Here is a 19999-nt window from a genome sequence, read left to right on the forward strand (position 1 = left end):
GATTAAGATTGGCGTTCTTTGATATATTTTATAACATCGGATACGGTTTTAATTTTAGTAGCTTCATCATCAGGGATATCAATACCATATTCAACTTCTATTGCCATCATTAATTCTACGGTATCAAGGCTATCAGCTTTCAAATCTTCTATAAATCTTGAATCCGTAGTTATTATCGATTTATCTTTATTTAGCTTTTCAGCAACCATTTCAATAACTTTCTGTTCGATCTTGTCCGTTGTACTCATAATTTTGAACTCCATAAATCATTTAATTTTATATGCCGTATAATAGCGGTTATTCGGCTATTAGACTTTATTTTAACTGTATGAATATTTATTTAAAATATTTATAGCATTTTATCTTTAAAAGAACTTCTAGCACAAAAAATTATTTTATGCTAGCACAAAATAATCTTATTAATTTTTATACCATTAACATACCGCCGTTTACATGTATAGTTTGACCGGTAATATATGATGCCTGATCGCTTGCTAAAAATGCGACTGCATTTGCCACGTCTTCCGGCATACCGTAAGTACCTAGCGGAATTTTTTGTACTATGGCTTCTCTTTGTTTTTCGTTTAGTTTATCGGTCATATCTGATTTAATAAATCCTGGAGCTACTGCATTAACCGTAATTCCTCTGGTTGCAACTTCATAAGAGAGCGATTTGGTCATGCCTATTAAACCTGCTTTAGAAGCACAATAATTAGCCTGCCCAGGGTTACCTGAAATTCCTACTATTGAAGATATGTTAATAATGCGTCCATACCTGTTTTGCATCATTTTTTTTATTGCTTCACGATTTAAAATAAAATTTGCTTTTAAATTAATATCAATAACTTTGTCAAAATCTTCATCTTTCATTCTAATTGCTAGCGTATCGCTAGTAATACCGGCATTACATACTAAAATATCTAGCTTTGATGCTTTAGATATTAAATTGCTGCATTCTTCCTTATTTGCAAGGTTGCATATTTCTATCGTATAATTATCTTTTAAAACCTTTCCAAGGGATTTTAATTTTTCCTCATTACTACCGCTAATAATTACATGGTTTCCGAGTTTGTGTAGTAACCTTGCTATAGCTCCGCCTATGCCTCCTGAAGCTCCCGTAATTAAGGAAGTTTTACCTGTTAAATCAATCATTTTCTTCCTCCGTTTGATCAAGATTTATATTAGTAATTTTTGACGATTTTTCACGTATTATTTTCTCAATTTCGTTGGAAATTTGTGGATGTTCTTTTAAATATTGTTTGACGTTTTCACGCCCTTGACCTATGCGTACGTTATTGTAGGAAAACCAAGAACCGGATTTCTCAACAATATCAAGCTTAACTCCAAGGTCGATTATCTCGCCTTCTTTTGAAATACCTGAACCGTACATTATATCAAAATCTGCAGTTTTAAACGGAGGAGATACTTTGTTCTTGACTACTTTTACTTTGGTTTGGCTGCCTATTACTTCTTCTTTATCTTTAATGGAGCCGATTCTTCTTATATCGATTCTAACAGAAGCATAGAATTTTAAGGCATTACCGCCTGTCGTAGTTTCAGGACTACCGAACATCACACCTATTTTCATTCTGATTTGGTTGATGAAAACAGTAATACAATTGGTACGATTAATTGATGCGGTAAGTTTACGCAAAGCCTGGCTCATTAATCTTGCCTGAGAAGCCATTTGAGCATCACCCATTTCGCCCTCAATCTCTGATTTCGGTACTAAAGCCGCAACACTATCTATTATTATCATATCAATACCGCCGGAACGAATTAACGTATCGGCAATTTCTAGGGCTTGTTCACCTGTATCGGGCTGTGAAATAATAAGCTCATCAATATTTACGCCTAATTTTTTAGCATAAGCAGGGTCTAATGCATGCTCAGCATCAATAAAAGCACATGTGCCGCCTTTTTTCTGTGCTTCGGCAATTAAATGTAGTGTTAAAGTAGTTTTACCTGAGCTTTCAGGACCAAAAATCTCGATTATTCTGCCTTTAGGAACACCGCCAATCCCAAGAGCTATATCTAGCCCAAGTGAGCCGGTCGATACGGCCTCTATATCAACATTTGGACGCTGCCCTAGTTTCATTACCGAACCTTTACCGTAGCTTTTTTCGATTTGTGCGAGTGCTGCGGCAATGGCTCTTTCCTTATCTGTATTTGACATAAATTTCCATATTATAAACTTATCAATCAATTAAAATATAAGCTTGAGAAAGAAAAATCAAATTTTATTTATGTTATTGTGCTTGTAAGATTAAATCTTGACTTCCATACTAGGTGATGCTTAAATGTTAAATTGACTTATATTATAAATTTTAAAGCTAATTAAATTACTTGTTAACGTCGCATAGTTTCCAAAAAAGATAGATTTAAACCCTTATTAAATAACTTATCACATATGGTATCACAATTCTCACAAACTGAATATATCGCTAAAGATAACTCAGCATCTACATCTTATAAATTTAGATGGCATATTTAATTATTTTAAGCATTTGCTTACTTTTGGCATAGTTTGGATTCCTGAATCATCTAATCCTAGTAATGAACCATGGGATTGGATAGAAGTATTTCAATCGTTTTTTGGGATGGCAGCTTTAGTTCAAGGCATTAAGATGTTGGCTAAATACGGTATTATGAATCTAGCATCCGGCGGAATGCTATTAATTGGCATTGTGTTACTAATAATATTTACCTTACGCCAACTTAAAAGTGATGATCCGTTAGTGGATATGCGTTTATTCTTATTTAACCCCGATTATGGATAAGAAATACATGGTTTATTAGGTTTAAGTTGGTAAGCAATAAGAGCAGAGAATAGAGAAGTAAAAAAATTAATAGGTGATCGATGTCTGGAAGGAGTAATATTAAAATTCTCTTTTATGTAGCCAAAAATGGTTTCGATAATGAATCTCTTCCTTAAAAGGATTTTATCCAAAAGAGGTAATAAATAGTTTTTCATATCCTTTCTTATTCCGGTAATTTTTATTAAACCTTGCTTATAAAGTTTTGTAAACATTTTTTCTGAAATAAACCCCTTATCATCATAACACTTACCTTTTAGACCTTTTTGATAACCATTGCTTCAAATGCAATTCTGTCATCAACATTACCTTTGGTAATTTTAACAGCAATAATTTCTCCCTTATCATTGATTATCATATGAAGCTTGAATCCAAAAAACCAATCGACAGAACTACGTCCCATTTTTGCAAGATTATTAAAAGTTCTGTTAGAATTAATTCTGATATTTTTACATACTGCAAAATGTGTGGAATCTGCATAATAAATTCCCGTTCTTTTCCCACTTAAGTAATGTAACATCACAATCAATGGCAGAAATAATGAAGGAATAAGCTGAACAAATCTCTCATAACAAGGTGGATTCCTGAACAAATTACCATTAATAATAAAGTTTTGGTAATAAGCTTTTAAATGTTTATATGCACTAAAATGGTAAAAATCATTATTGAGAGTTCTTCACTTAAGGAAAGCTTACCTTCTCTAAATCTTTGCTTATTACTTTTCAGCAATTGATGTTTTACCCATTTCTCATAAATTTTACAAAATTTATCTACTATACAAAATATTGTAGTATATTTACACATGTTATTAAACCTATTTTACTCCTTCAGTGCCCTATTTATAAGGTTTAATAACTCTTGCAACCTTCCTTCCTCTCTATTCCTTATCCATAATCGGGGTTACTTTACTTACATCAGATTTAAGTCAATATAAAACTCCAAGCCTAGATTCCCCCGATTCAGAGAGAGAAATGAAATCTGCATCGGTAAAGAGCGATATAGATGAGTTAGGAGAATTGTTTAAAGGTAAGACAAAAGACGGTATAGCAATTTTTAATAGTGCATTAAAGGTATGTATTGAAAATAATCCCACTGCCTTATTACACGAAGCGGCTGAACATGGTAAAAAAGAGTTAGTGGTAGCAATCTTAAAAGTAAATCGGGATTCTATAGATTCTACGACTCCTCAGGGTCTATCGGTATTACATTCGGCAATTGCAGGGGTTAATAATAAAGACGTTATTGAAATTCTATTACAGGCAAAACCTACTTTAGTAACACAATAAAGATGCTTCAGGTCTTACTCCATTAGATTATTCTACATATTATGGAAGTAGGGTAGAGATAGTAGAAATATTACAAGCTTACACTCGAGATGTTAAAGATCGAATTCCTATAGAATCATCAAAATACAATATAACACCGTGTAATAATTTGGAAGAAGATATGCACAAATATTTAGAAGATGATATGTCTATAATCGGAAAAAATAAGCATACAATAATGGAACTTGTATACAAAATTTGTAAATTATTGGACAAGCATCTTCCTTGTAAATTTAACATAGAGTATTAGATTTGCAAGGAAGATGTAGAGAGTTAAAAGCAGTGAGTATGTAAAACTTACTGATCAAATTTAAAGATTAAAAATTATAATTCAGTAGTAGGGATATACTTGATATTTCCATCTTCTCCTATCAATGGGTAATACTCTGTTTGAGAGTTATAATCATCATAACTAATTGATGTTTGTGATGATAGTTTTTGTGCTAATATTGTCAATTTTTCTTCATATAACTTAAAAGATTTTTCTAAATCCTTTTTTGTAACCTTTACAGTTTTAGCTTCATTTGTATTTACTTTGTGTGTTTCAATATTTTCTGTTGAGTCATATTTTGTTAAAGTTACTTTTTCTTTTTTTGGGAAGGGAAAATATGCTTTTATTTTTACCAATGCTATTTTTATTTCTGTTGGAACAGAAAAATATGCTTTTATTTTTACCAATACTGTTTTTATTTCTGTTGGAACACTTAGAACAAGTTTATCTAATAACATCTAATACCTTAAAATTATTTTGAAGCGGCAAGTATATAAGTCTTATTTATAAATGTCAATAACATATAATTACTATAAGTATTAAATACTAATTGTTATAATTTTCTTTCACAAAATCGAAATAAACTGTTATTAATATAAAAAACCAATCTTAATCTATATATGCGTTCTTTATTTGTAGTAATTATATTCTTTCTAATGAGCAGTTGTAATTTAAAACCGGTATATAGTGAAAAATACAGTAGAAATAATGATTTAGAAGCTATTGAAGTTGAACCGATTAGAACAATTGAAGGAGCTGAGTTTTATCATCGTTTAACTAGTATTTTACCTCAGAAAGCAAAAGCAAAATACCTGCTTAAAGCAGAGCTTATCGCAACAACTATGCCTGCTACTATTGAAAAAAACTCCAATGTTTTAAGGGAATATATTAATCAATTAGTTAGGTATAAATTAATTGATATAGAAAGCCAAAAGGTTTTAATTGAAGAGAAGTTTTACCAAAACACGTCATATAATGCTATTTTTACACCATATGCAACAAATGTTGAAAGAGATGAAACAGGAATAGACTTGGCATATCAAGCAGCAGAAGAAATTCGTAGCAGATTAATTTTATATTTTACACGGGAATAGTTAAGCTATGAAATTTTATTTTTCACAAATAGGTAGATTATTTGAACTAATAACAGCCGGAAAGATTAGAGCTCTTTTACTATATGGTCCTGATAAAGGTTATATAGAAAAAATTTGTAAGCATTTAGTCAAAAGCTTAAATATGCTACAAACTTCTATAGAATACGCAGATCTTAATATTTCATCTTTAGAAATATTACTTAATTCGTCTAATTTTTTTGGTCAAAAAGAATTAATTAAAATTAGATCGGTTGGGAATTCAATCGATAAGAATTTAAAAACAATTCTAAGCAATGATTATATAAATTTTCCTGTGTTTATCGGTGAGGAAATTACTTCAAGTGGGAGCTTTAAAAAGTTTTTTGAAACGGAAGAATATTTAGCGGCAGTTGCTTGTTATCATGACGATGAAGCAAAAATTGAACGAATTATTTTAGGTAAAGTAGAAAAAACTAATAAAATTATAAGTAAAGAAGCTATCACTTATTTAAAAGCTCATTTAAAAGGTGATCATGATTTAATTTGTAGCGAAATAAATAAATTAATATATTTTGTTCATGATGAACGCGAAATTACTTTAAACGATGTTCTAGAAGTTATAAGTAGCGAAATTACGGCAAACGGCAGTGATTTAGCAATGTATTTTTCAAAAAAAGATTATAGTAATTTTCTGCAAGAGCTGGAAATATTAAAAAAACAAAATATCAATGAAGTTTTAATTATTAGAGCCTTAATAAGGCATTATTTAAATTTATATATAGTTTTGTCGAAAGTAAAAAACGGTGAGCGTTTGGAACTCGCAATAAAATCATTATCCCCACCGATTTTCTATCAGTATATTAATGATTTTACGAAAATAGCAGGTAGTCTTAGCCTAACCGAATGTCTAAAGACTTTAAAACTGCTACAACAGGCAGAAGTGGATTATAAGTTAAATCCTGCTAGTTTCGATTTATTCCAAAGTATACTCCAAAGTAAATGAAGAGTAGACGAAGTTTAATTTGGAAAAGAGCAAGGAGACTATAAGGCGAGGAGCGTATACTTAAATACGTGAGCACTGTAGCTCTTATAAGACGACGTAGCCAATTTTTCAAATTAAACGAGTATACATTATGCCTAGACCTGATTTTTCTGCCCCTGACAAACAAATTCACGAGATAATTAGAGTTAATCATGCTGGAGAGTATGGTGCAAAAAGAATTTATCAAGGGCAGCTAAAATATATCAAATCTCAAAATGATCATATATTGATTAAAGAAATGCTTGATCACGAAGAGGTCCATTTAAATTTTTTTGAAAAAAAATTACTAGAAAAAGAAGTAAGACCCACGTTTTTATTATTTTTTTGGCATCATTACGGATTTTTACTTGGTGCTTTATCTTCCTTGATGGGAATAAAAACGGCGATGCTTGTTACCGAGAGTGTAGAAGAAGTAATAGAAAAACATTATGAACAGCAAATAAATTATTTAGAAAATAAAAATGTTGAGCCGGAATTATTAAATAATATTATTAAATTTCGACTTGATGAAATTGAACATAAAAATATTGCTATAATGAATGATAGTACTGAGGCAATATTTGCAGAAATAACTAGTAAAATAGTGAAGATAATTTGTCGTATCTCTATAATTTTAAGTAAGAAAATTTAGAGTTAACAGCTTAATTAGTTGAAAAATCTAGAAATATTTTACTTTTAAGATATTAAGAAGATAATAAAAAAACATTAATAATATTATTAGAAACGGTGATGAAAAGAAAAAATTTTTTTAATTTTTTCTTTATTTTTTGCATTTGTATTTTTTAGAATTAATAAATCTTTATTTTTATCAAACATAGTTAATACTACTCGCAATTCCTTTATTTAATTTATGCCTAAACTTAATCTAGAATTAATAAATAAAGGTGCCAGGGGTAAGCTCCGTTGCTGTAAGACAACAACCTCCATTATACTTCATGATTTTACTCACTTATAATAATAGACCCCTGGCATAACTTAATATTAAGTTTTGACAGATTGGTCTTGCAACAATGGAGCTTAAACATTATTAGCGGTCTATATATTAGTTGAATAATATATAGAGTCAAGAGATTTTAGTTGTCATTAATAATAAATAATGTAATTCTGAGTTATGAGGTATATTTTCTATATAATCTGCTTCTAGAATTTGCTTTTACATCAATAATAATTTATATTTATTTATATACTAAGATAGAACTTGAAAAATTGACTATCTCGTCTTTGTAAGACCTTGGACGCTCACATATTACTGTTCTGCTCCTTGGCTTACAGACTCCTTGCTCTTTTCCAAGTTGATCTTCGTATATCTACTCGAAGTATAATTAGAAAATGATAAAATATGAATTCAAATTCACATCCTATTACTAAATCGCACTTATTCCATATAGTAGATCCAAGCCCTTGGCCCGTCCTAACATCTTTTGCTTTACTTCTTTTGGTTATAGGCGGCGTCTCGTTCATGCATGGCTATAAATTTAATATATATATTTTATCTGCAGGAGTTATTTCAGTAGGTTACTGTTTATATTCTTGGTGGAAAGATGTAGTGAAAGAAGGAATAGTCGAACATCAGCATACTAGTCCTGTTAGAAAAGGTTTACAAATAGGTATGGCGTTATTTATCTTAACGGAAATAGTATTTTTTGGTGTATTTTTTGCTTCTTTTTTTAAATCAAGTCTATCCCCCGTAGGTCTTTTAGACGGTGTATGGGTTGTAAAGCAGGGAATTTGGCCTCCACCTACAATTAAAACTTTTGATCCGTTTGATATTCCGTTTATCAATACTTTAATATTACTCTTATCAGGCACTACCGTTACTTGGGCTCACTACGCCTTAGAAGAAAAAAATCAAAAAGATTGCGTAACTGCACTTGCTCTTACCATATTGCTTGGAATATTTTTTACAACTATGCAAGCATATGAATATTATCATGCGGCGTTTAAATTTACAGATGGTATATATGCTTCTAATTTTTATTTAGCAACGGGTTTTCATGGAGCTCATGTAATTATAGGTACTATATTTCTAATAGTTTGCTACTTTAGAGCAAAAAGAGGAGATTTTACTACAGAAGGTAATGGACATTTAGGGTTTGAATTTGCTGCATGGTACTGGCATTTTGTGGACGTGGTTTGGTTATTTTTATTTACGTTTGTTTATATATTTGGAAGTTAAATTATACTATATGTGATTATAATGTTACTTAAAATAAGTGTTTTTAAAATATTTTTGCATATTAATTAAAATTGCATATATTTAGGAGTTGATTTATATATAAATAAATTATACATTATTTTTTTGCTAATTATTTTATTGAGGTAAAACATATGAACTTTCCTATTCGTAAATTAAACGAAGAATTAATCGATTATAATCTATCATTACGCATATTATTTACTATTCTAAGTGTGGCTATTATTATGGTAGCTTTTGATAGTTTAGGTAATAATGTCGACGATCCTGTGGGTGATGCATTATGTAAGTTAATTAAAGTATTCAGAGGCAATACTGCAAAAGGTATAGCTGTTGTCGGTATAATTGTTCTGGGAATTCAAACATTAAGAGGAAAATTGCAGTGGGAAATAGCTTTAGTGGTAGTTACTGCAATCATTATATTATTTAAAGCTCCAGATATTGTTAATATGGTATCAAGTGATACTAATAGCTCAAGTTGTGGTGTTTCCTAATACACGATAATAAAAATTATTATATCTTTAGTAATACCCATAAGTTTCGGCTTATGGGTATTTTTATTTTTTTGTATATCATTCATGAGAAAAGACGGGGGGGCGTGGATACTGAGTCGTCATTGCGAGCAGCCGTAGGCTGCGTGGCAATCTCATGAAATAATAACACACTCCTGAGATTGCGTACGTACAATTACTTACGTAATTTCCTCGCAATGACGGATAAATCGATCCACGAACCGTCTTCACTTAAATAAAAGCCCTAATCTATTACCTATAACAATATCAATATATTTTGCCGTAACAGGGATCCCTTCAATATTCATTTCTAGATATATTGCTTGTTTTGCAGGGATTTTTGTTTGTAGTTTTGTAATTGATACATATTCATCTAAAGCTTGATCATTAGTATCCATTACTCTAACTTTGATTATAGGATCAGAAATTAAATAATCAGACTGATTAGATAATTTATAAAATATCTTCATACCGCCTATATGACGAGATTTTCCTAAATTAATTTCCTCTATCTTTAATTGATCATATTTACCTAAGAATTTAAAACTATCTATTAGTAATATCACTAAACAAAAAATTATAAAGCTAGTCCATAATATTGGAAATATATTATATTTTTTCTTAGGAGAAATATACGGTAAAATAACCGGCACATTAGCATTATAATGATTTTTAATAGGAGTTTTAATAATTTCCGTGTTTACTTTATCTTTAAAGTCATTTAATTTACTAGTGTTATAGTCTAATTTTTGATACCACAAATGGCTACATTTGGAACATTTTACTCGTCGTCCGTTAATACCTATTTGATTGCTTGTAACAATAAATCTTGTTTGGCAATTTGGGCAAGTAATATACATAGTTAATTATAATTATAATGTTTGACTTCATGATAATCTCATTTATTATTTTTGGCAATAAAACAGTTAAAAGATATGTCCTATCTTATTAAAGAAATTGAAGAAGCTTGGCACATTAAGGACAAACTTCTTCAAGATTCTTCAAAGCTTATAACATTAAAGAAGACTCTTAATGATATTATAGAAGTCTTAAATCAAGGTACAATTCGTGTTTGTGAAAAGCAAGAAAATAATTGGCAAGTTAATGAATGGGTAAAGAAAGCTATATTGCTATATTTTATCACTACGGAATCGCAGCTTTATAATAACAATTATAATAGTTGGTATGATAAGGTTGCCCCTAAATTTTCTGCAGATATCGATAAAAATACATTCAAAGAAGCTGCTATACGCAAAGTTCCCGGAGCTGTTGTTAGAACCGGTACTTATATAGCTAAAAATGTTGTAATTATGCCTTCTTTCATTAATATAGGTGCTTATATAGATGAGGGAACAATGATTGATACATGGGCTACTATTGGCTCATGTGCTCAAATCGGTAAGAATTGCCATATTTCAGGCGGCACGGGAATAGGCGGGGTACTTGAACCGCTGCAAGCAAAGCCCGTTATTATTGAAGATAATTGTTTTATCGGTGCAAGATCGGAAATAGCAGAAGGTGTAATAGTAGAGGAAGGAGCAGTAATTAGTATGGGGGTGTTTATCGGTAGCTCTACAAAAATAGTATATAGAGATACAGGTGAAATTATTTACGGCAGAATTCCGGCTTATTCCGTTGTAGTTCCAGGAGTATTACCTGCTAAGGAAGCCGGCAAGCCTGGACTTTATTGCGTAGTTATCGTAAAACAAGTCGATAAAACTACTAGAGCTAAAGTAAGCATAAATGATCTATTAAGAATGTAGATCAATAATATCGCCGATTATATCCTTAAAATACTCCTTTCTTTGTTGTGCTGAAATATCTGTTTGTTGAATTGCGTTATTATTTGGGTTTCCTAAGAAAGTATTATATGCCATAAGCATTACATTTTGTTGTTTTTGAGGATCACGTACAACACCAGCTGCTTTAAAATAGGATTCCGCAGCATCTGCTTCCTGTTGTTTTTGAAAGCGAAGTTCGTTTCCTTGGTCTAATATAAATCATATTTTATAGGCTTTTCAGCCTTATTTATGAGGCTGTCATAACATTTTAATATAGAGTCTAATTTATTATTCTTTCTATAAAATATGATAGACGTCCTAAGTATAAATAGCATATCACCGATTTTATTGTACATTTCTTTAAGTTCTTCATTACATGTTAGAGTTGCATTATAATTAGCTAAAGCTCCCTTATAATCTTCTTCTTCGCTCAATATATCGCCTATTTTGGAGTAGCAGCTAGCTATAGTTTTAATTACTTCCGCCTTGTCAGGGTACTTATTTAACCACTCTATGCTTCTTCATAATATTGCACCGGTTGATCGTTTTTAGGTTCTATATTTTTTATAGAAGATAGATAGTTATTTTTTATGAATAAATCACATATTTCAATTAAGGAACTATAGCAATCATTGGATTGAGACCATGTTGTAGGTAACATTTCTTCAAATAATGATAATTCTTTAATTTGTAGATTTAATACATATCGGTAAGCTTGAATAACCGGCTTATTATCTGTAAATTTCTCAATAGAGTCTAAAATTTGAAATATTGCCTCTATAAGGTTATTAGCTTGTTTATTTGATATGATAGCTTGCAATTCCGATAATTGTGCTAATCCTTCAAAACAAGAAGGAATTTTTTTTAGAGCCGGATATTGTATTGAAGAACTTGGTAAATATGGTTTAACATAATCATCATAGTTATTATTATCTGAAAATTTTACACAGTTAAGAGATGTAGATATATTAAAATCTCTGAAAATTGATTGGATAGTATTAATTATACATTCTACATGCATCTGTATATATAAATTTTCTATAAGACTGTCTTGTTCTTTTAGCAATGAACTTAGATTCTTTATCCCTAGATTTTGTACACCGGCTCTTTCTTCTAAGTTTTTTAGCTCTAGAGTGAGCTTTATTTCCTCATTTTGAGAAGTAGGTTTACAGAAAAATTTTATATTAGAGGATTCTAATATATCCTTGTTACTAGCAATGCTATTTTGTAACATTGGTATAATGTTTTCATGATTATTTTCATTATGTTGGGTTATTACGCATATAACATTTCCTTTTAATTTTTTGTATTCTTCTAAAGGGAAAAACTTTTTAAAGTCTTCTATAATCCTGTTAAAGATACTAGGGGATTTTATGGGCTCTTCTTTTGCTACTATGATAAATTTTAATTTATCGGTCATTTGAACTAGCTTTTTAATGAAAAATACATTGATTAACTCTTGAACTGTATCAGGTACCCTGTTAGAGTATTCCCAAAATACTTTTCCTGCAATTTCAAATTTTTTTGGGTAATATACAGCCGATTTATATGTATGCTTAATTTCCGGCGTTGTTTCAAAATCAAATAATTTATCAAATGTAAATTCTTTACCGTTTTCGATAATCTCAATGTTGTTTTCAAGAGCATTTAAAAATGTGCTTTTCCGCTATGAGGCAACCCTATTATTACTGTATTTTCTGGTGTTTTTACTGCTTGTATTAGTGAATAATTAACTTCAGTCAATGCATTTAGAATATTTGCTTTTAAAGAATCAAGAGCGGTTTCTTCGTCTGTTAAAGAGTTAATATCAACTTCTGTAGTAATTTTAAATTTCATATGTAACCAATAATTTATTCTTTAATATAAATTTTTATACTGTCGCTTTCGCCACTATCACTGATAGCTCTAATAATAAATTCACCGGCTTTTGCTTGCCATATTACTGCTTCGTTTGGTTTTGCGGTTGCTATTAATTCATTCTCCACAAACCAAAAAATGTTATTGGTTTTATTATCGCTAATCGCACTAAAAGTAATATTATCACTATTTTTAATTGAATGTACGGAATTTTTTAACGGGTATATAATTTTAGGTTTTTGATGATGCCAATTTATCAACCTATTGCAATGGTTTGTAGGTATCGGTTTCGGTAATATATGTATTCCAGCTTTTTGATAAACCGAAAGCATATCTGTCGGCCATAAATTTACTGTTTTATATTCTGTTTGTCCTTTAATAAAGTTGCAAGCAGGCATACTGGTTTTTAAATCTATCAACATTTTTCTATAAATGCCTGATTGTTTTATCGGTGATTTGCCTTTAATGAATAAGGCTTCTGCTTTAACCGGACACATATCGTTATCGATATCTCCCGTATCTGCACAAACTTTTACTTTAGTAATATTTAGTTCATTAATTTTTGAAAGGATTAAATCCTCATCTTTATTTGGATGGGCTATTGATTCGATAATATTAAAGAATAAAGGGGCTGCAGAGATATTACCCGTAAATGTTCCGTGAGTTTGCCCTTTGAAATCCCCAACCCAAACGGCAAGTACGTATTTCCCGAATATGCCGACGCTAAGTGCATCTCTAAATGAGCTGGAAGTATCTGTTTTCCAATAAATCGGTAAGTTATGCTTTGTATTATTATAGGTAATAGGACGGGTCGTATCTTTTAAATATCAAGTGTTAGATAACTTGCCTCGGGGGATAGTAGTACGGTGTCCGTGTCATCCCGTGGTCCCGCCACGGTATGACATCAAGTTTTTCTTAAGCGGTTTATAAGTACCGAAATTAGCAAGCATAGCATAAAGAGTAGTTAACTCTTCAAGAGTAATTTCTGCTGTGCCGAGTACTATAGATAAGCCATAATTTTCAAGTTTTCGTAAGCCGCTAATTTTTGCTTGTTGTAAGAACTCATAAAAATTCGGGTTTTTTAACTTAGACGCTAGAAATATTACAGGTACGTTACGGCTCTTTATTAACGATTATCTAGCACTTAACCCGCCTGTAAATCTGCTATCAAAATTTTCCGGTTTATAATGATCATTAGTAAGTAGGTGTATCCTTTAGTAAAGCTAACGGATGTATTAGTGATTGATCAAAACTAAGTGCATAGACAAACGCTTTTAAAGCTGAGCCTGGAGATCTTCGACTTTTGGTGCCATTAATCTGTCCGCAAATATCGTTATTAAAAAACTCTCCGGAGCCAATACTTGCAAGCACTTCCATAGTAGTAAAATCAATAAGAATTACGGAGGCATTATTAATGCCGTATTTTTCCCGATCATTAATATATAGCCGAACTTGCTTCTCTATAGTAGTTTGTAGATTTTTATCGATAGTAGTATATATAATAGGGCTATCATTACCGGTTAGTATATCTAAAGTAAAATGTGGTGCGATAAAAGGAAGATTTTTATTTTGATTAAATTTAATCAGCAAACTAATTAACTTATTATAAATAATATCTTGTGGATGAGTCGTTAGCCACTCGGTAAATGCTGTAAGTGTCAATGATAAAATCAAAAAAGCTATACATTTTAATAACATAGAAAATTTAAATACACCTTTGGAGCAGTTAAAATATATAGCTATGACAGGAGGTGTAGATGTTAATGATGATTTAAAAGTTGTAAATAATTATGTTGATGTTCCTTTAACAAAAGAAGCTTTTGAACATGTATTTTTTGGCACTAATATTACTGATCCTAATAAGAGGCAAAGATGTTAGTGTTAACTATTATAAATCAGGACAAAGTAATTTATTATAAAAGTTTAAAAGCGTAGCGGCCCCGGAAACAAAGCGTAAATTATTAAATCAATTTGAAAATTATGTTACTCAAAACTTAGTTGAACTTGAAGCTAACAAATCTAATATTACTACAAGACAGGCTATAATAAAACTAGCTGATCCTGCAAGATTAGTAACTTATTTAACCCCGATTATGGATAAGGAATAGAGAGGAAGGAAGGTTACAAGAGTTATTAAACCTTATATAAATAGGGCACTGAAGGAGTAAAATAAAGGTTTAATAACATGTGTAAATATACTACAATATTTTGTATAGTAGATAAATTTTGTAAAATTTATGAGAAATGGGTAAAACATCAATTGCTGAAAAGTAATAAGCAAAGATTTAGAGAAGGTAAGCTTTCCTTAAGTGAAGAACTCTCAATAATGATTTTTACCATTTTAGTGCATATAAACATTTAAAAGCTTATTACCAAAACTTTATTATTAATGGTAATTTGTTCAGGAATCCACCTTGTTATGAGAGATTTGTTCAGCTTATTCCTTCATTATTTCTGCCATTGATTGTGATGTTACATTACTTAAGTGGGAAAAGAACGGGAATTTATTATGCAGATTCCACACATTTTGCAGTATGTAAAAATATCAGAATTAATTCTAACAGAACTTTTAATAATCTTGCAAAAATGGGACGTAGTTCTGTCGATTGGTTTTTTGGATTCAAGCTTCATATGATAATCAATGATAAGGGAGAAATTATTGCTGTTAAAATTACCAAAGGTAATGTTGATGACAGAATTGCATTTGAAGCAATGGTTATCAAAAAAGGTCTAAAAGGTAAGTGTTATGATGATAAGGAGTTTATTTCAGAAAAAATGTTTACAAAACTTTATAAGCAAGGTTTAATTGTAAAAGTAAAGAATTGATCTGACAGTTAAGGATTGTTGGGTACGAAGAAAAAAGATAAGATAGTACCTGGCAAGTTTTAACAACCTACTAAAAAGGAGACTGTCAGATGACAACATATCAAGAAAAAATCATAAAGCCAAGAATCGGTTTATTAAAACTCGCTGAACAATTAGGGAATGTATCACAAGCTTGCAAAGTAATGGGTTATAGCAGGGATACATTTTATCGTTACAAAGAGCTCCATGATCAAGGTGGGGAGAGGGGGAAGCTCTATATGAGATGACTAGACGTAAAGCTTGCATTAAGAATCGTGTGCCCGCAAATATAGAGGATGCTGTAGTTAATATAGCTGTTGAATTTCCAGCATTTGGTCAGGAACGTGCTGCTAATGAATTACGCAAGAGTGGGATAATCATTTCTGGTGGCGGAGTTAGATCTGTGTGGTTACGTCATGATTTAGAAAGTTTCAAAAAACGTCTAAAAGCTCTAGAGACTAAAGTAGCAAATGATGGTATTGTTTTAAGTGATAATCAACTTGCTGTTCTTGAAAAAGTTAAAAACCAACGTGAAGCTAGTGGTGAAATAGAAACTATGCACCCTGGCTACCTTGGTTCACAAGATACTTACTATGTTGGTAATATTAAAGGCATAGGCCGTATTTATCAGCAAACTTTTGTCGATACCTATTGAGGAGTAGCTATTTGTAAACTCTATACCGAAAAGACGGCTATTACAGCTGCAGACCACTTAAATGATAAGGTTATTCCATTCTTTGCAAACCATGATATCCCTCTGCTTAGAATATTAACTGATAGAGGTACGGAATATTGTGGAAAACCAGAAAACCATGCTTACCAACTATATCTTGGCATTGAGAATATCGATCATTCCAAAACTAAAGCATATAGTCCTCAAACCAACGGTATCTGTGAGCGTTTCCATAAAACTATGCAGGAAGAGTGCTATCACATTCTATTCCGCAAAAAATTTTATAATTCACTTGATGAATTGCAAACAGATATAGATAACTGGCTTGTGAGTTACAATAATGCAAGACCTCATTCCGGTAAACATTGCTTTGGTAAAACACCAATGCAATCTTTTACAGATTCACTTTATATTGCTAAAGATAAAAATATTGGTAATATTGGTAATATAGATAAAAATATTGGTAATATAGAGAGAATATCAGACAATTTGATGATTGCCCATCAAGCTGCCTTATTACTCAACTCTGTCAGATTAAGTCGTAACTTGTACATTTTAATATTACTCCTTTCATACATCGATCACCTATTAATTTCTTTACTTCTCTATTCTCTGCTCTTATTGCTTACCAACTTAAACCTAATAAACCATGTATTTCTTATCCATAATCGGGGTTATTTTAGGTAAATCGGTAAAATTAATACTGGGTTTTACCACTCTCTTTGGTCCTGCAAAAGTAAAAGGGCTAACCCGCTCCGACCATACCGGATCGGTTAAGATATTTAAACCTTCTATTTGAATTAAAAAGGTTACATGCCCTACATAACTTACTCGTATATAGTCAATTGATTTGGACTTGCCCTTACATCGTTGCTCGTCGCTCTCCTATTAGTTATAGGCTTTGCTTCTCGCTCCTTGTATGCAAATCCAACTGAATTGACTATACTCTTTCTGCCTGAAAAATTGGCAGCGTCGTCTTTGTAAGTCCTCAGATGCTCACGTACTTCTGTATGCTCCGCTCCTCGTCTTACAGACCGATTACTCTTTTCCAAGTTGATCTTCGTATCCCAACTCTTCATTTCACAGGAATATATATTTTCGTTGCTAGTTATTTTTTGAGGTGGAATATCAGTAGAAGTAAGTGGCAGTGTTGTCGGCCATTTTGGTCGTTTTGAAGTTATTTTCCATTTTAGAATATCAAGTAAGGTTTTAGGGATCAATATTGAAAAACATATTTTTACTTAGATAGACCTTCCTTTCGGTTTATTAGAGCTTTTAACTTGTTCAGCAAAGGATTTTGTATCTTTATTTGTTGGTTTATGAATAAATCCTCTAGTTTTTTCTCCTATCAACATGGCTTCTTGAAGTATGTCTTTTGGTAGTTTAGCTATAGATGCTGATATTTCCGGAGTTTGTTTTATTTCTACCGTTATCTTTTTTTCTTTATTTATATCTCTGCCTATTACTTCATCTAGTGGAACATTTTTATAATCTGCAAGAGCAACAATTGCTCCCATGTCAGGCATTTTTGTACGACCGTCTAGAAAATTTTTCCACGCTGTTTCATGGGTGCCTGTTTTTTCACTTAACTTATACGGGGTTATATTGTCTGTTTCTAATATATTCAGTACAAATTTTTTAAAATTATTTCTAATTTCTTCTGGACCATCTTTATTTGTTTCTGATATATCGTTAATCCGATTAAATCTTTCTTTTGATCTTATATCTTCGCTCATTATTTTTTCCTGTAAAATTTACTCCTAAAAATTGAGAGTTAAAATAATTTTTTTTAATGATAAGAATTTATGATTTTTAAGAGGCTATCTATGAAATTATTTTAATTGATAATTAAAGTAGACTTATTTATTAATATATAACTAATAAATAGTAAATAGAAGATAATTATAATGAAAATAATAAATTTAAGCTATTTAACTCCGATTATGGATAAGAAATACATGGTTTATTAGGTTTAAGTTGGTAAGCAATAAGAGCAGAGAATAGAGAAGTAAAGAAATTAATAGGTGATCGATGTCTGGAAGGAGTAATATTAAAATTCTCTTTTATGTAGCCAAAAATGGTTTCGATAATGAATCTCTTCCTTAAAAGGATTTTATCCAAAAGAGGTAATAAATAGTTTTTCATATCCTTTCTTATTCCGGTAATTTTTATTAAACCTTGCTTATAAAGTTTTGTAAACATTTTTTCTGAAATAAACCCCTTATCATCATAACACTTACCTTTTAGACCTTTTTGATAACCATTGCTTCAAATGCAATTCTGTCATCAACATTACCTTTGGTAATTTTAACAGCAATAATTTCTCCCTTATCATTGATTATCATATGAAGCTTGAATCCAAAAAACCAATCGACAGAACTACGTCCCATTTTTGCAAGATTATTAAAAGTTCTGTTAGAATTAATTCTGATATTTTTACATACTGCAAAATGTGTGGAATCTGCATAATAAATTCCCGTTCTTTTCCCACTTAAGTAATGTAACATCACAATCAATGGCAGAAATAATGAAGGAATAAGCTGAACAAATCTCTCATAACAAGGTGGATTCCTGAACAAATTACCATTAATAATAAAGTTTTGGTAATAAGCTTTTAAATGTTTATATGCACTAAAATGGTAAAAATCATTATTGAGAGTTCTTCACTTAAGGAAAGCTTACCTTCTCTAAATCTTTGCTTATTACTTTTCAGCAATTGATGTTTTACCCATTTCTCATAAATTTTACAAAATTTATCTACTATACAAAATATTGTAGTATATTTACACATGTTATTAAACCTTTATTTTACTCCTTCAGTGCCCTATTTATATAAGGTTTAATAACTCTTGCAACCTTCCTTCCTCTCTATTCCTTATCCATAATCGGGGTTACCTTAGGATGGGGAGAGTCATATAAAGAACAAGAAATACAGCTAAATTCAAAAAGTTTCAGAGAAGATGAATTTAAAGGCGATGTAGAATTTTATTTAGAACCGGCACAGCATTGGTCGGCTAGAGGAATATTTGATAAAAATGAAGCATTATGGGAACTTTTATCATTAAAACTAAGATAGGAGATATTTGTTTTATAGGTGATTCGGGTTATAACGATACTCTTTTTAAAGAGATCGGAAAAAAACATAATATTGATGAAAATAAATTTATTATTCCTGAAATAGGTGAGTTTTTCTATTTGATAAAAACGATTTATAGTGTATTAACTTGAATTATTGTCACCCATACTATATGTTTTACTGGATCCCGTGAATAAATCACGGGATGACAGAGAGAAATAATAAGGCCACACCAACCACCCCTGAACGACACAAAATTCAGTTTATAATGGAGATAAAAGCATATTTATTACTTGAATAAAAATTGCCAATTTCTGATTTATCACGAGAAGAGAAAATAGAGCTACTAAATGGTTGTGCTTGGGGCGTTGCATTAGTCCATAATATTCTACCGCTTTTTGCTTCTACTATTCCTATAGACATAAATATATTATCTGCATTACTTACTGAACAACCCAAAGCACTAATTAAAAAGTCACGTGTACGAGCTCCGTTAGTCTTTATCATTTGCACATAATTAAGTAATACAAATATA

At 30.9% G+C, this 19999-nt stretch carries 27 protein-coding genes and 6 pseudogenes; 14 read left to right on the forward strand and 19 right to left on the reverse strand.

All coding sequences use genetic code 11. The features are described 5' to 3' along the window. Positions 1–2 precede the first annotated feature (2 nt). The 3 genes from acpP to recA all read right to left on the reverse strand — a co-directional run bounded on the left by acpP (position 3) and on the right by recA (position 2176). Complete coding sequence (gene acpP / locus RMONA_RS00500; RefSeq protein WP_008579292.1) at positions 3–263, reverse strand: acyl carrier protein; 261 nt, start codon at positions 261–263, stop codon at positions 3–5. Between the two features lie 163 nt (positions 264–426). Then, the gene (gene fabG / locus RMONA_RS00505; RefSeq protein ID WP_023507151.1) at positions 427–1152 is read right to left on the reverse strand and encodes a 3-oxoacyl-ACP reductase FabG; all 726 of its coding nucleotides are present in this window, start codon (positions 1150–1152) and stop codon (positions 427–429) included. After that, positions 1145–2176 carry a recombinase RecA gene (recA, locus tag RMONA_RS00510; RefSeq protein WP_023507152.1) on the reverse strand — a complete coding sequence of 344 codons (1032 nt, stop codon included), beginning with the start codon at positions 2174–2176 and terminating at the stop codon, positions 1145–1147. The genes fabG and recA overlap by 8 nt, the downstream gene beginning before the upstream one ends. 331 nt (positions 2177–2507) lie before the next feature. Here recA and RMONA_RS09520 point away from each other — a divergent pair, with 331 nt between their 5' ends. Next, complete coding sequence (locus tag RMONA_RS09520) at positions 2508–2780, forward strand: hypothetical protein (RefSeq protein WP_023507153.1); 273 nt, start codon at positions 2508–2510, stop codon at positions 2778–2780. Here RMONA_RS09520 and RMONA_RS10715 read toward each other — a convergent pair. Together RMONA_RS10715 and RMONA_RS10720 are read right to left on the reverse strand one after the other, a co-directional pair. Then, the gene (locus RMONA_RS10715; protein WP_023507102.1) at positions 2771–3031 is read right to left on the reverse strand and encodes a transposase; all 261 of its coding nucleotides are present in this window, start codon (positions 3029–3031) and stop codon (positions 2771–2773) included. The two genes, RMONA_RS09520 and RMONA_RS10715, sit on opposite strands and share 10 nt — an antisense overlap. A 41-nt stretch (positions 3032–3072) precedes the next feature. Continuing rightward, a complete protein-coding gene (locus RMONA_RS10720; RefSeq protein WP_023507103.1) occupies positions 3073–3336 on the reverse strand; it encodes a transposase in 264 nt (87 codons plus the stop codon). Positions 3337–3787: 451 nt separating this feature from the next. Between RMONA_RS10720 and RMONA_RS09930 the strand changes: the two genes are divergently transcribed. Next, positions 3788–4102 (forward strand): ankyrin repeat domain-containing protein, encoded by a 315-nt coding sequence (locus RMONA_RS09930; protein WP_023507155.1) that lies wholly within the window; start codon positions 3788–3790, stop codon positions 4100–4102. Positions 4103–4465: 363 nt separating this feature from the next. On the opposite strand, the gene RMONA_RS00535 is transcribed toward RMONA_RS09930, so the two are convergent. Continuing rightward, complete coding sequence (locus tag RMONA_RS00535) at positions 4466–4870, reverse strand: hypothetical protein (protein WP_023507156.1); 405 nt, start codon at positions 4868–4870, stop codon at positions 4466–4468. 162 nt (positions 4871–5032) lie between these two features. Between RMONA_RS00535 and RMONA_RS00540 the strand changes: the two genes are divergently transcribed. The 5 genes from RMONA_RS00540 to RMONA_RS00560 all read left to right on the forward strand — a co-directional run bounded on the left by RMONA_RS00540 (position 5033) and on the right by RMONA_RS00560 (position 9215). Next, positions 5033–5506 carry a hypothetical protein gene (locus RMONA_RS00540; protein WP_008580713.1) on the forward strand — a complete coding sequence of 158 codons (474 nt, stop codon included), beginning with the start codon at positions 5033–5035 and terminating at the stop codon, positions 5504–5506. 7 nt (positions 5507–5513) lie between these two features. After that, the gene (holA, locus tag RMONA_RS00545) at positions 5514–6488 is read left to right on the forward strand and encodes a DNA polymerase III subunit delta (protein WP_023507157.1); all 975 of its coding nucleotides are present in this window, start codon (positions 5514–5516) and stop codon (positions 6486–6488) included. A 130-nt stretch (positions 6489–6618) separates the two neighbouring features. After that, on the forward strand, positions 6619–7158 hold the full coding sequence (locus tag RMONA_RS00550; protein ID WP_023507158.1) for a demethoxyubiquinone hydroxylase family protein: 540 nt from the start codon (positions 6619–6621) through the stop codon (positions 7156–7158). A 708-nt stretch (positions 7159–7866) separates the two neighbouring features. After that, the gene (locus tag RMONA_RS00555) at positions 7867–8703 is read left to right on the forward strand and encodes a cytochrome c oxidase subunit 3 (RefSeq protein WP_023507159.1); all 837 of its coding nucleotides are present in this window, start codon (positions 7867–7869) and stop codon (positions 8701–8703) included. A 152-nt stretch (positions 8704–8855) separates the two neighbouring features. Continuing rightward, on the forward strand, positions 8856–9215 hold the full coding sequence (locus RMONA_RS00560; protein ID WP_008580702.1) for a TrbC/VirB2 family type IV secretion system protein: 360 nt from the start codon (positions 8856–8858) through the stop codon (positions 9213–9215). A 245-nt stretch (positions 9216–9460) separates the two neighbouring features. Here RMONA_RS00560 and RMONA_RS00565 read toward each other — a convergent pair whose 3' ends face one another. Then, positions 9461–10093, reverse strand: coding sequence for an MJ0042-type zinc finger domain-containing protein (locus RMONA_RS00565; protein ID WP_023507160.1), 633 nt, complete (start codon positions 10091–10093; stop codon positions 9461–9463). A gap of 75 nt (positions 10094–10168) precedes the next feature. Between RMONA_RS00565 and dapD the strand changes: the two genes are divergently transcribed. Next, positions 10169–10996: a 2,3,4,5-tetrahydropyridine-2,6-dicarboxylate N-succinyltransferase gene (dapD, locus tag RMONA_RS00570; RefSeq protein WP_023507161.1), complete on the forward strand. Its 828-nt coding sequence runs from the start codon at positions 10169–10171 to the stop codon at positions 10994–10996. Here the strand turns inward: dapD and RMONA_RS10725 are convergent. The 6 genes and pseudogenes from RMONA_RS10725 to RMONA_RS09945 all read right to left on the reverse strand — a co-directional run. Then, a complete protein-coding gene (locus tag RMONA_RS10725) occupies positions 10985–11110 on the reverse strand; it encodes a hypothetical protein (RefSeq protein ID WP_256377109.1) in 126 nt (41 codons plus the stop codon). The genes dapD and RMONA_RS10725 overlap by 12 nt on opposite strands. Positions 11111–11223: 113 nt before the next feature. Next, complete coding sequence (locus RMONA_RS00575; RefSeq protein ID WP_023507162.1) at positions 11224–11448, reverse strand: hypothetical protein; 225 nt, start codon at positions 11446–11448, stop codon at positions 11224–11226. Between the two features lie 77 nt (positions 11449–11525). Continuing rightward, positions 11526–12080 (reverse strand): hypothetical protein, encoded by a 555-nt coding sequence (locus RMONA_RS11090; RefSeq protein ID WP_339325419.1) that lies wholly within the window; start codon positions 12078–12080, stop codon positions 11526–11528. Between the two features lie 128 nt (positions 12081–12208). After that, a pseudogene (locus tag RMONA_RS11095) lies at positions 12209–12434 on the reverse strand (hypothetical protein). Positions 12435–12661: 227 nt separating this feature from the next. Further along, entirely contained in the window at positions 12662–12850 is a 189-nt protein-coding gene (locus RMONA_RS00590; protein WP_023507164.1) for a hypothetical protein, read from the reverse strand. Positions 12851–12864: 14 nt separating this feature from the next. Further along, positions 12865–14518 (reverse strand): annotated as a pseudogene (locus tag RMONA_RS09945) (penicillin-binding transpeptidase domain-containing protein); the annotation flags it as partial. 70 nt (positions 14519–14588) lie between these two features. Between RMONA_RS09945 and RMONA_RS08995 the strand changes: the two are divergent. The 4 genes and pseudogenes from RMONA_RS08995 (at position 14589) to RMONA_RS09850 (ending at position 17187) form a co-directional block, all read left to right on the forward strand. After that, the gene (locus RMONA_RS08995) at positions 14589–14750 is read left to right on the forward strand and encodes a hypothetical protein (RefSeq protein WP_023507167.1); all 162 of its coding nucleotides are present in this window, start codon (positions 14589–14591) and stop codon (positions 14748–14750) included. 590 nt (positions 14751–15340) lie between these two features. Then, a complete protein-coding gene (locus RMONA_RS00600) occupies positions 15341–15697 on the forward strand; it encodes a transposase (protein ID WP_052701310.1) in 357 nt (118 codons plus the stop codon). Positions 15698–15786: 89 nt separating this feature from the next. Then, positions 15787–16829: pseudogene (locus RMONA_RS00605) on the forward strand (IS481 family transposase); the annotation flags it as partial. A gap of 208 nt (positions 16830–17037) precedes the next feature. After that, positions 17038–17187, forward strand: a complete 150-nt coding sequence (locus RMONA_RS09850) for a hypothetical protein (RefSeq protein ID WP_206778315.1) — start codon at positions 17038–17040, stop codon at positions 17185–17187. Between the two features lie 20 nt (positions 17188–17207). Here the strand turns inward: RMONA_RS09850 and RMONA_RS11100 are convergent. From RMONA_RS11100 to RMONA_RS10735, 5 genes and pseudogenes are all read right to left on the reverse strand, one after another. Further along, positions 17208–17329: pseudogene (locus RMONA_RS11100) on the reverse strand (palindromic element RPE2 domain-containing protein); the annotation flags it as partial. A gap of 153 nt (positions 17330–17482) precedes the next feature. Further along, positions 17483–17621 (reverse strand): annotated as a pseudogene (locus RMONA_RS11605) (palindromic element RPE3 domain-containing protein); the annotation flags it as partial. Between the two features lie 8 nt (positions 17622–17629). Next, a complete protein-coding gene (locus tag RMONA_RS00615; protein WP_023507170.1) occupies positions 17630–18124 on the reverse strand; it encodes a hypothetical protein in 495 nt (164 codons plus the stop codon). 205 nt (positions 18125–18329) lie between these two features. Next, positions 18330–18590 (reverse strand): transposase, encoded by a 261-nt coding sequence (locus tag RMONA_RS10730; protein WP_023507102.1) that lies wholly within the window; start codon positions 18588–18590, stop codon positions 18330–18332. A gap of 41 nt (positions 18591–18631) precedes the next feature. Beyond that, entirely contained in the window at positions 18632–18895 is a 264-nt protein-coding gene (locus RMONA_RS10735) for a transposase (RefSeq protein ID WP_023507103.1), read from the reverse strand. Between the two features lie 383 nt (positions 18896–19278). Between RMONA_RS10735 and RMONA_RS11110 the strand changes: the two are divergent. Together RMONA_RS11110 and RMONA_RS00630 are read left to right on the forward strand one after the other, a co-directional pair. Then, positions 19279–19341: pseudogene (locus RMONA_RS11110) on the forward strand (MBL fold metallo-hydrolase); the annotation flags it as partial. Between the two features lie 92 nt (positions 19342–19433). After that, positions 19434–19616: a hypothetical protein gene (locus RMONA_RS00630; RefSeq protein WP_023507171.1), complete on the forward strand. Its 183-nt coding sequence runs from the start codon at positions 19434–19436 to the stop codon at positions 19614–19616. Between the two features lie 106 nt (positions 19617–19722). Here RMONA_RS00630 and RMONA_RS00635 read toward each other — a convergent pair whose 3' ends face one another. Next, positions 19723–19977, reverse strand: a complete 255-nt coding sequence (locus tag RMONA_RS00635; RefSeq protein WP_242402820.1) for a hypothetical protein — start codon at positions 19975–19977, stop codon at positions 19723–19725. Positions 19978–19999: the final 22 nt, after the last annotated feature.

Source organism: Rickettsia monacensis (genome assembly GCF_000499665.2).
Taxonomy (GTDB): Bacteria; Pseudomonadota; Alphaproteobacteria; order Rickettsiales; family Rickettsiaceae; genus Rickettsia; species Rickettsia tamurae.

What these genes read in the sequence shown, in the direction of transcription:
- RMONA_RS00590 (WP_023507164.1), bottom strand. Translation starts at nt 12,850, where the DNA reads ATGAAATTTAAAATTACTACAGAAGTTGATATTAACTCTTTAACAGAC.
- RMONA_RS00630 (WP_023507171.1), top strand. Translation starts at nt 19,434, where the DNA reads ATGGGAACTTTTATCATTAAAACTAAGATAGGAGATATTTGTTTTATA.
- RMONA_RS00540 (WP_008580713.1), top strand. Translation starts at nt 5,033, where the DNA reads ATGCGTTCTTTATTTGTAGTAATTATATTCTTTCTAATGAGCAGTTGT.
- RMONA_RS10725 (WP_256377109.1), bottom strand. Translation starts at nt 11,110, where the DNA reads ATGGCATATAATACTTTCTTAGGAAACCCAAATAATAACGCAATTCAA.
- recA (WP_023507152.1), bottom strand. Translation starts at nt 2,176, where the DNA reads ATGTCAAATACAGATAAGGAAAGAGCCATTGCCGCAGCACTCGCACAA.
- RMONA_RS00615 (WP_023507170.1), bottom strand. Translation starts at nt 18,124, where the DNA reads ATGAGCGAAGATATAAGATCAAAAGAAAGATTTAATCGGATTAACGAT.
- holA (WP_023507157.1), top strand. Translation starts at nt 5,514, where the DNA reads ATGAAATTTTATTTTTCACAAATAGGTAGATTATTTGAACTAATAACA.
- RMONA_RS00560 (WP_008580702.1), top strand. Translation starts at nt 8,856, where the DNA reads ATGAACTTTCCTATTCGTAAATTAAACGAAGAATTAATCGATTATAAT.
- RMONA_RS00550 (WP_023507158.1), top strand. Translation starts at nt 6,619, where the DNA reads ATGCCTAGACCTGATTTTTCTGCCCCTGACAAACAAATTCACGAGATA.
- RMONA_RS10720 (WP_023507103.1), bottom strand. Translation starts at nt 3,336, where the DNA reads ATGTTACATTACTTAAGTGGGAAAAGAACGGGAATTTATTATGCAGAT.
- RMONA_RS00535 (WP_023507156.1), bottom strand. Translation starts at nt 4,870, where the DNA reads ATGTTATTAGATAAACTTGTTCTAAGTGTTCCAACAGAAATAAAAACA.
- dapD (WP_023507161.1), top strand. Translation starts at nt 10,169, where the DNA reads ATGTCCTATCTTATTAAAGAAATTGAAGAAGCTTGGCACATTAAGGAC.
- RMONA_RS09850 (WP_206778315.1), top strand. Translation starts at nt 17,038, where the DNA reads ATGTATTTCTTATCCATAATCGGGGTTATTTTAGGTAAATCGGTAAAA.
- RMONA_RS10735 (WP_023507103.1), bottom strand. Translation starts at nt 18,895, where the DNA reads ATGTTACATTACTTAAGTGGGAAAAGAACGGGAATTTATTATGCAGAT.
- RMONA_RS00600 (WP_052701310.1), top strand. Translation starts at nt 15,341, where the DNA reads ATGTTACATTACTTAAGTGGGAAAAGAACGGGAATTTATTATGCAGAT.
- fabG (WP_023507151.1), bottom strand. Translation starts at nt 1,152, where the DNA reads ATGATTGATTTAACAGGTAAAACTTCCTTAATTACGGGAGCTTCAGGA.
- RMONA_RS10715 (WP_023507102.1), bottom strand. Translation starts at nt 3,031, where the DNA reads ATGTTTACAAAACTTTATAAGCAAGGTTTAATAAAAATTACCGGAATA.
- RMONA_RS00555 (WP_023507159.1), top strand. Translation starts at nt 7,867, where the DNA reads ATGAATTCAAATTCACATCCTATTACTAAATCGCACTTATTCCATATA.
- RMONA_RS00565 (WP_023507160.1), bottom strand. Translation starts at nt 10,093, where the DNA reads ATGTATATTACTTGCCCAAATTGCCAAACAAGATTTATTGTTACAAGC.
- RMONA_RS10730 (WP_023507102.1), bottom strand. Translation starts at nt 18,590, where the DNA reads ATGTTTACAAAACTTTATAAGCAAGGTTTAATAAAAATTACCGGAATA.
- acpP (WP_008579292.1), bottom strand. Translation starts at nt 263, where the DNA reads ATGGAGTTCAAAATTATGAGTACAACGGACAAGATCGAACAGAAAGTT.
- RMONA_RS09930 (WP_023507155.1), top strand. Translation starts at nt 3,788, where the DNA reads ATGAAATCTGCATCGGTAAAGAGCGATATAGATGAGTTAGGAGAATTG.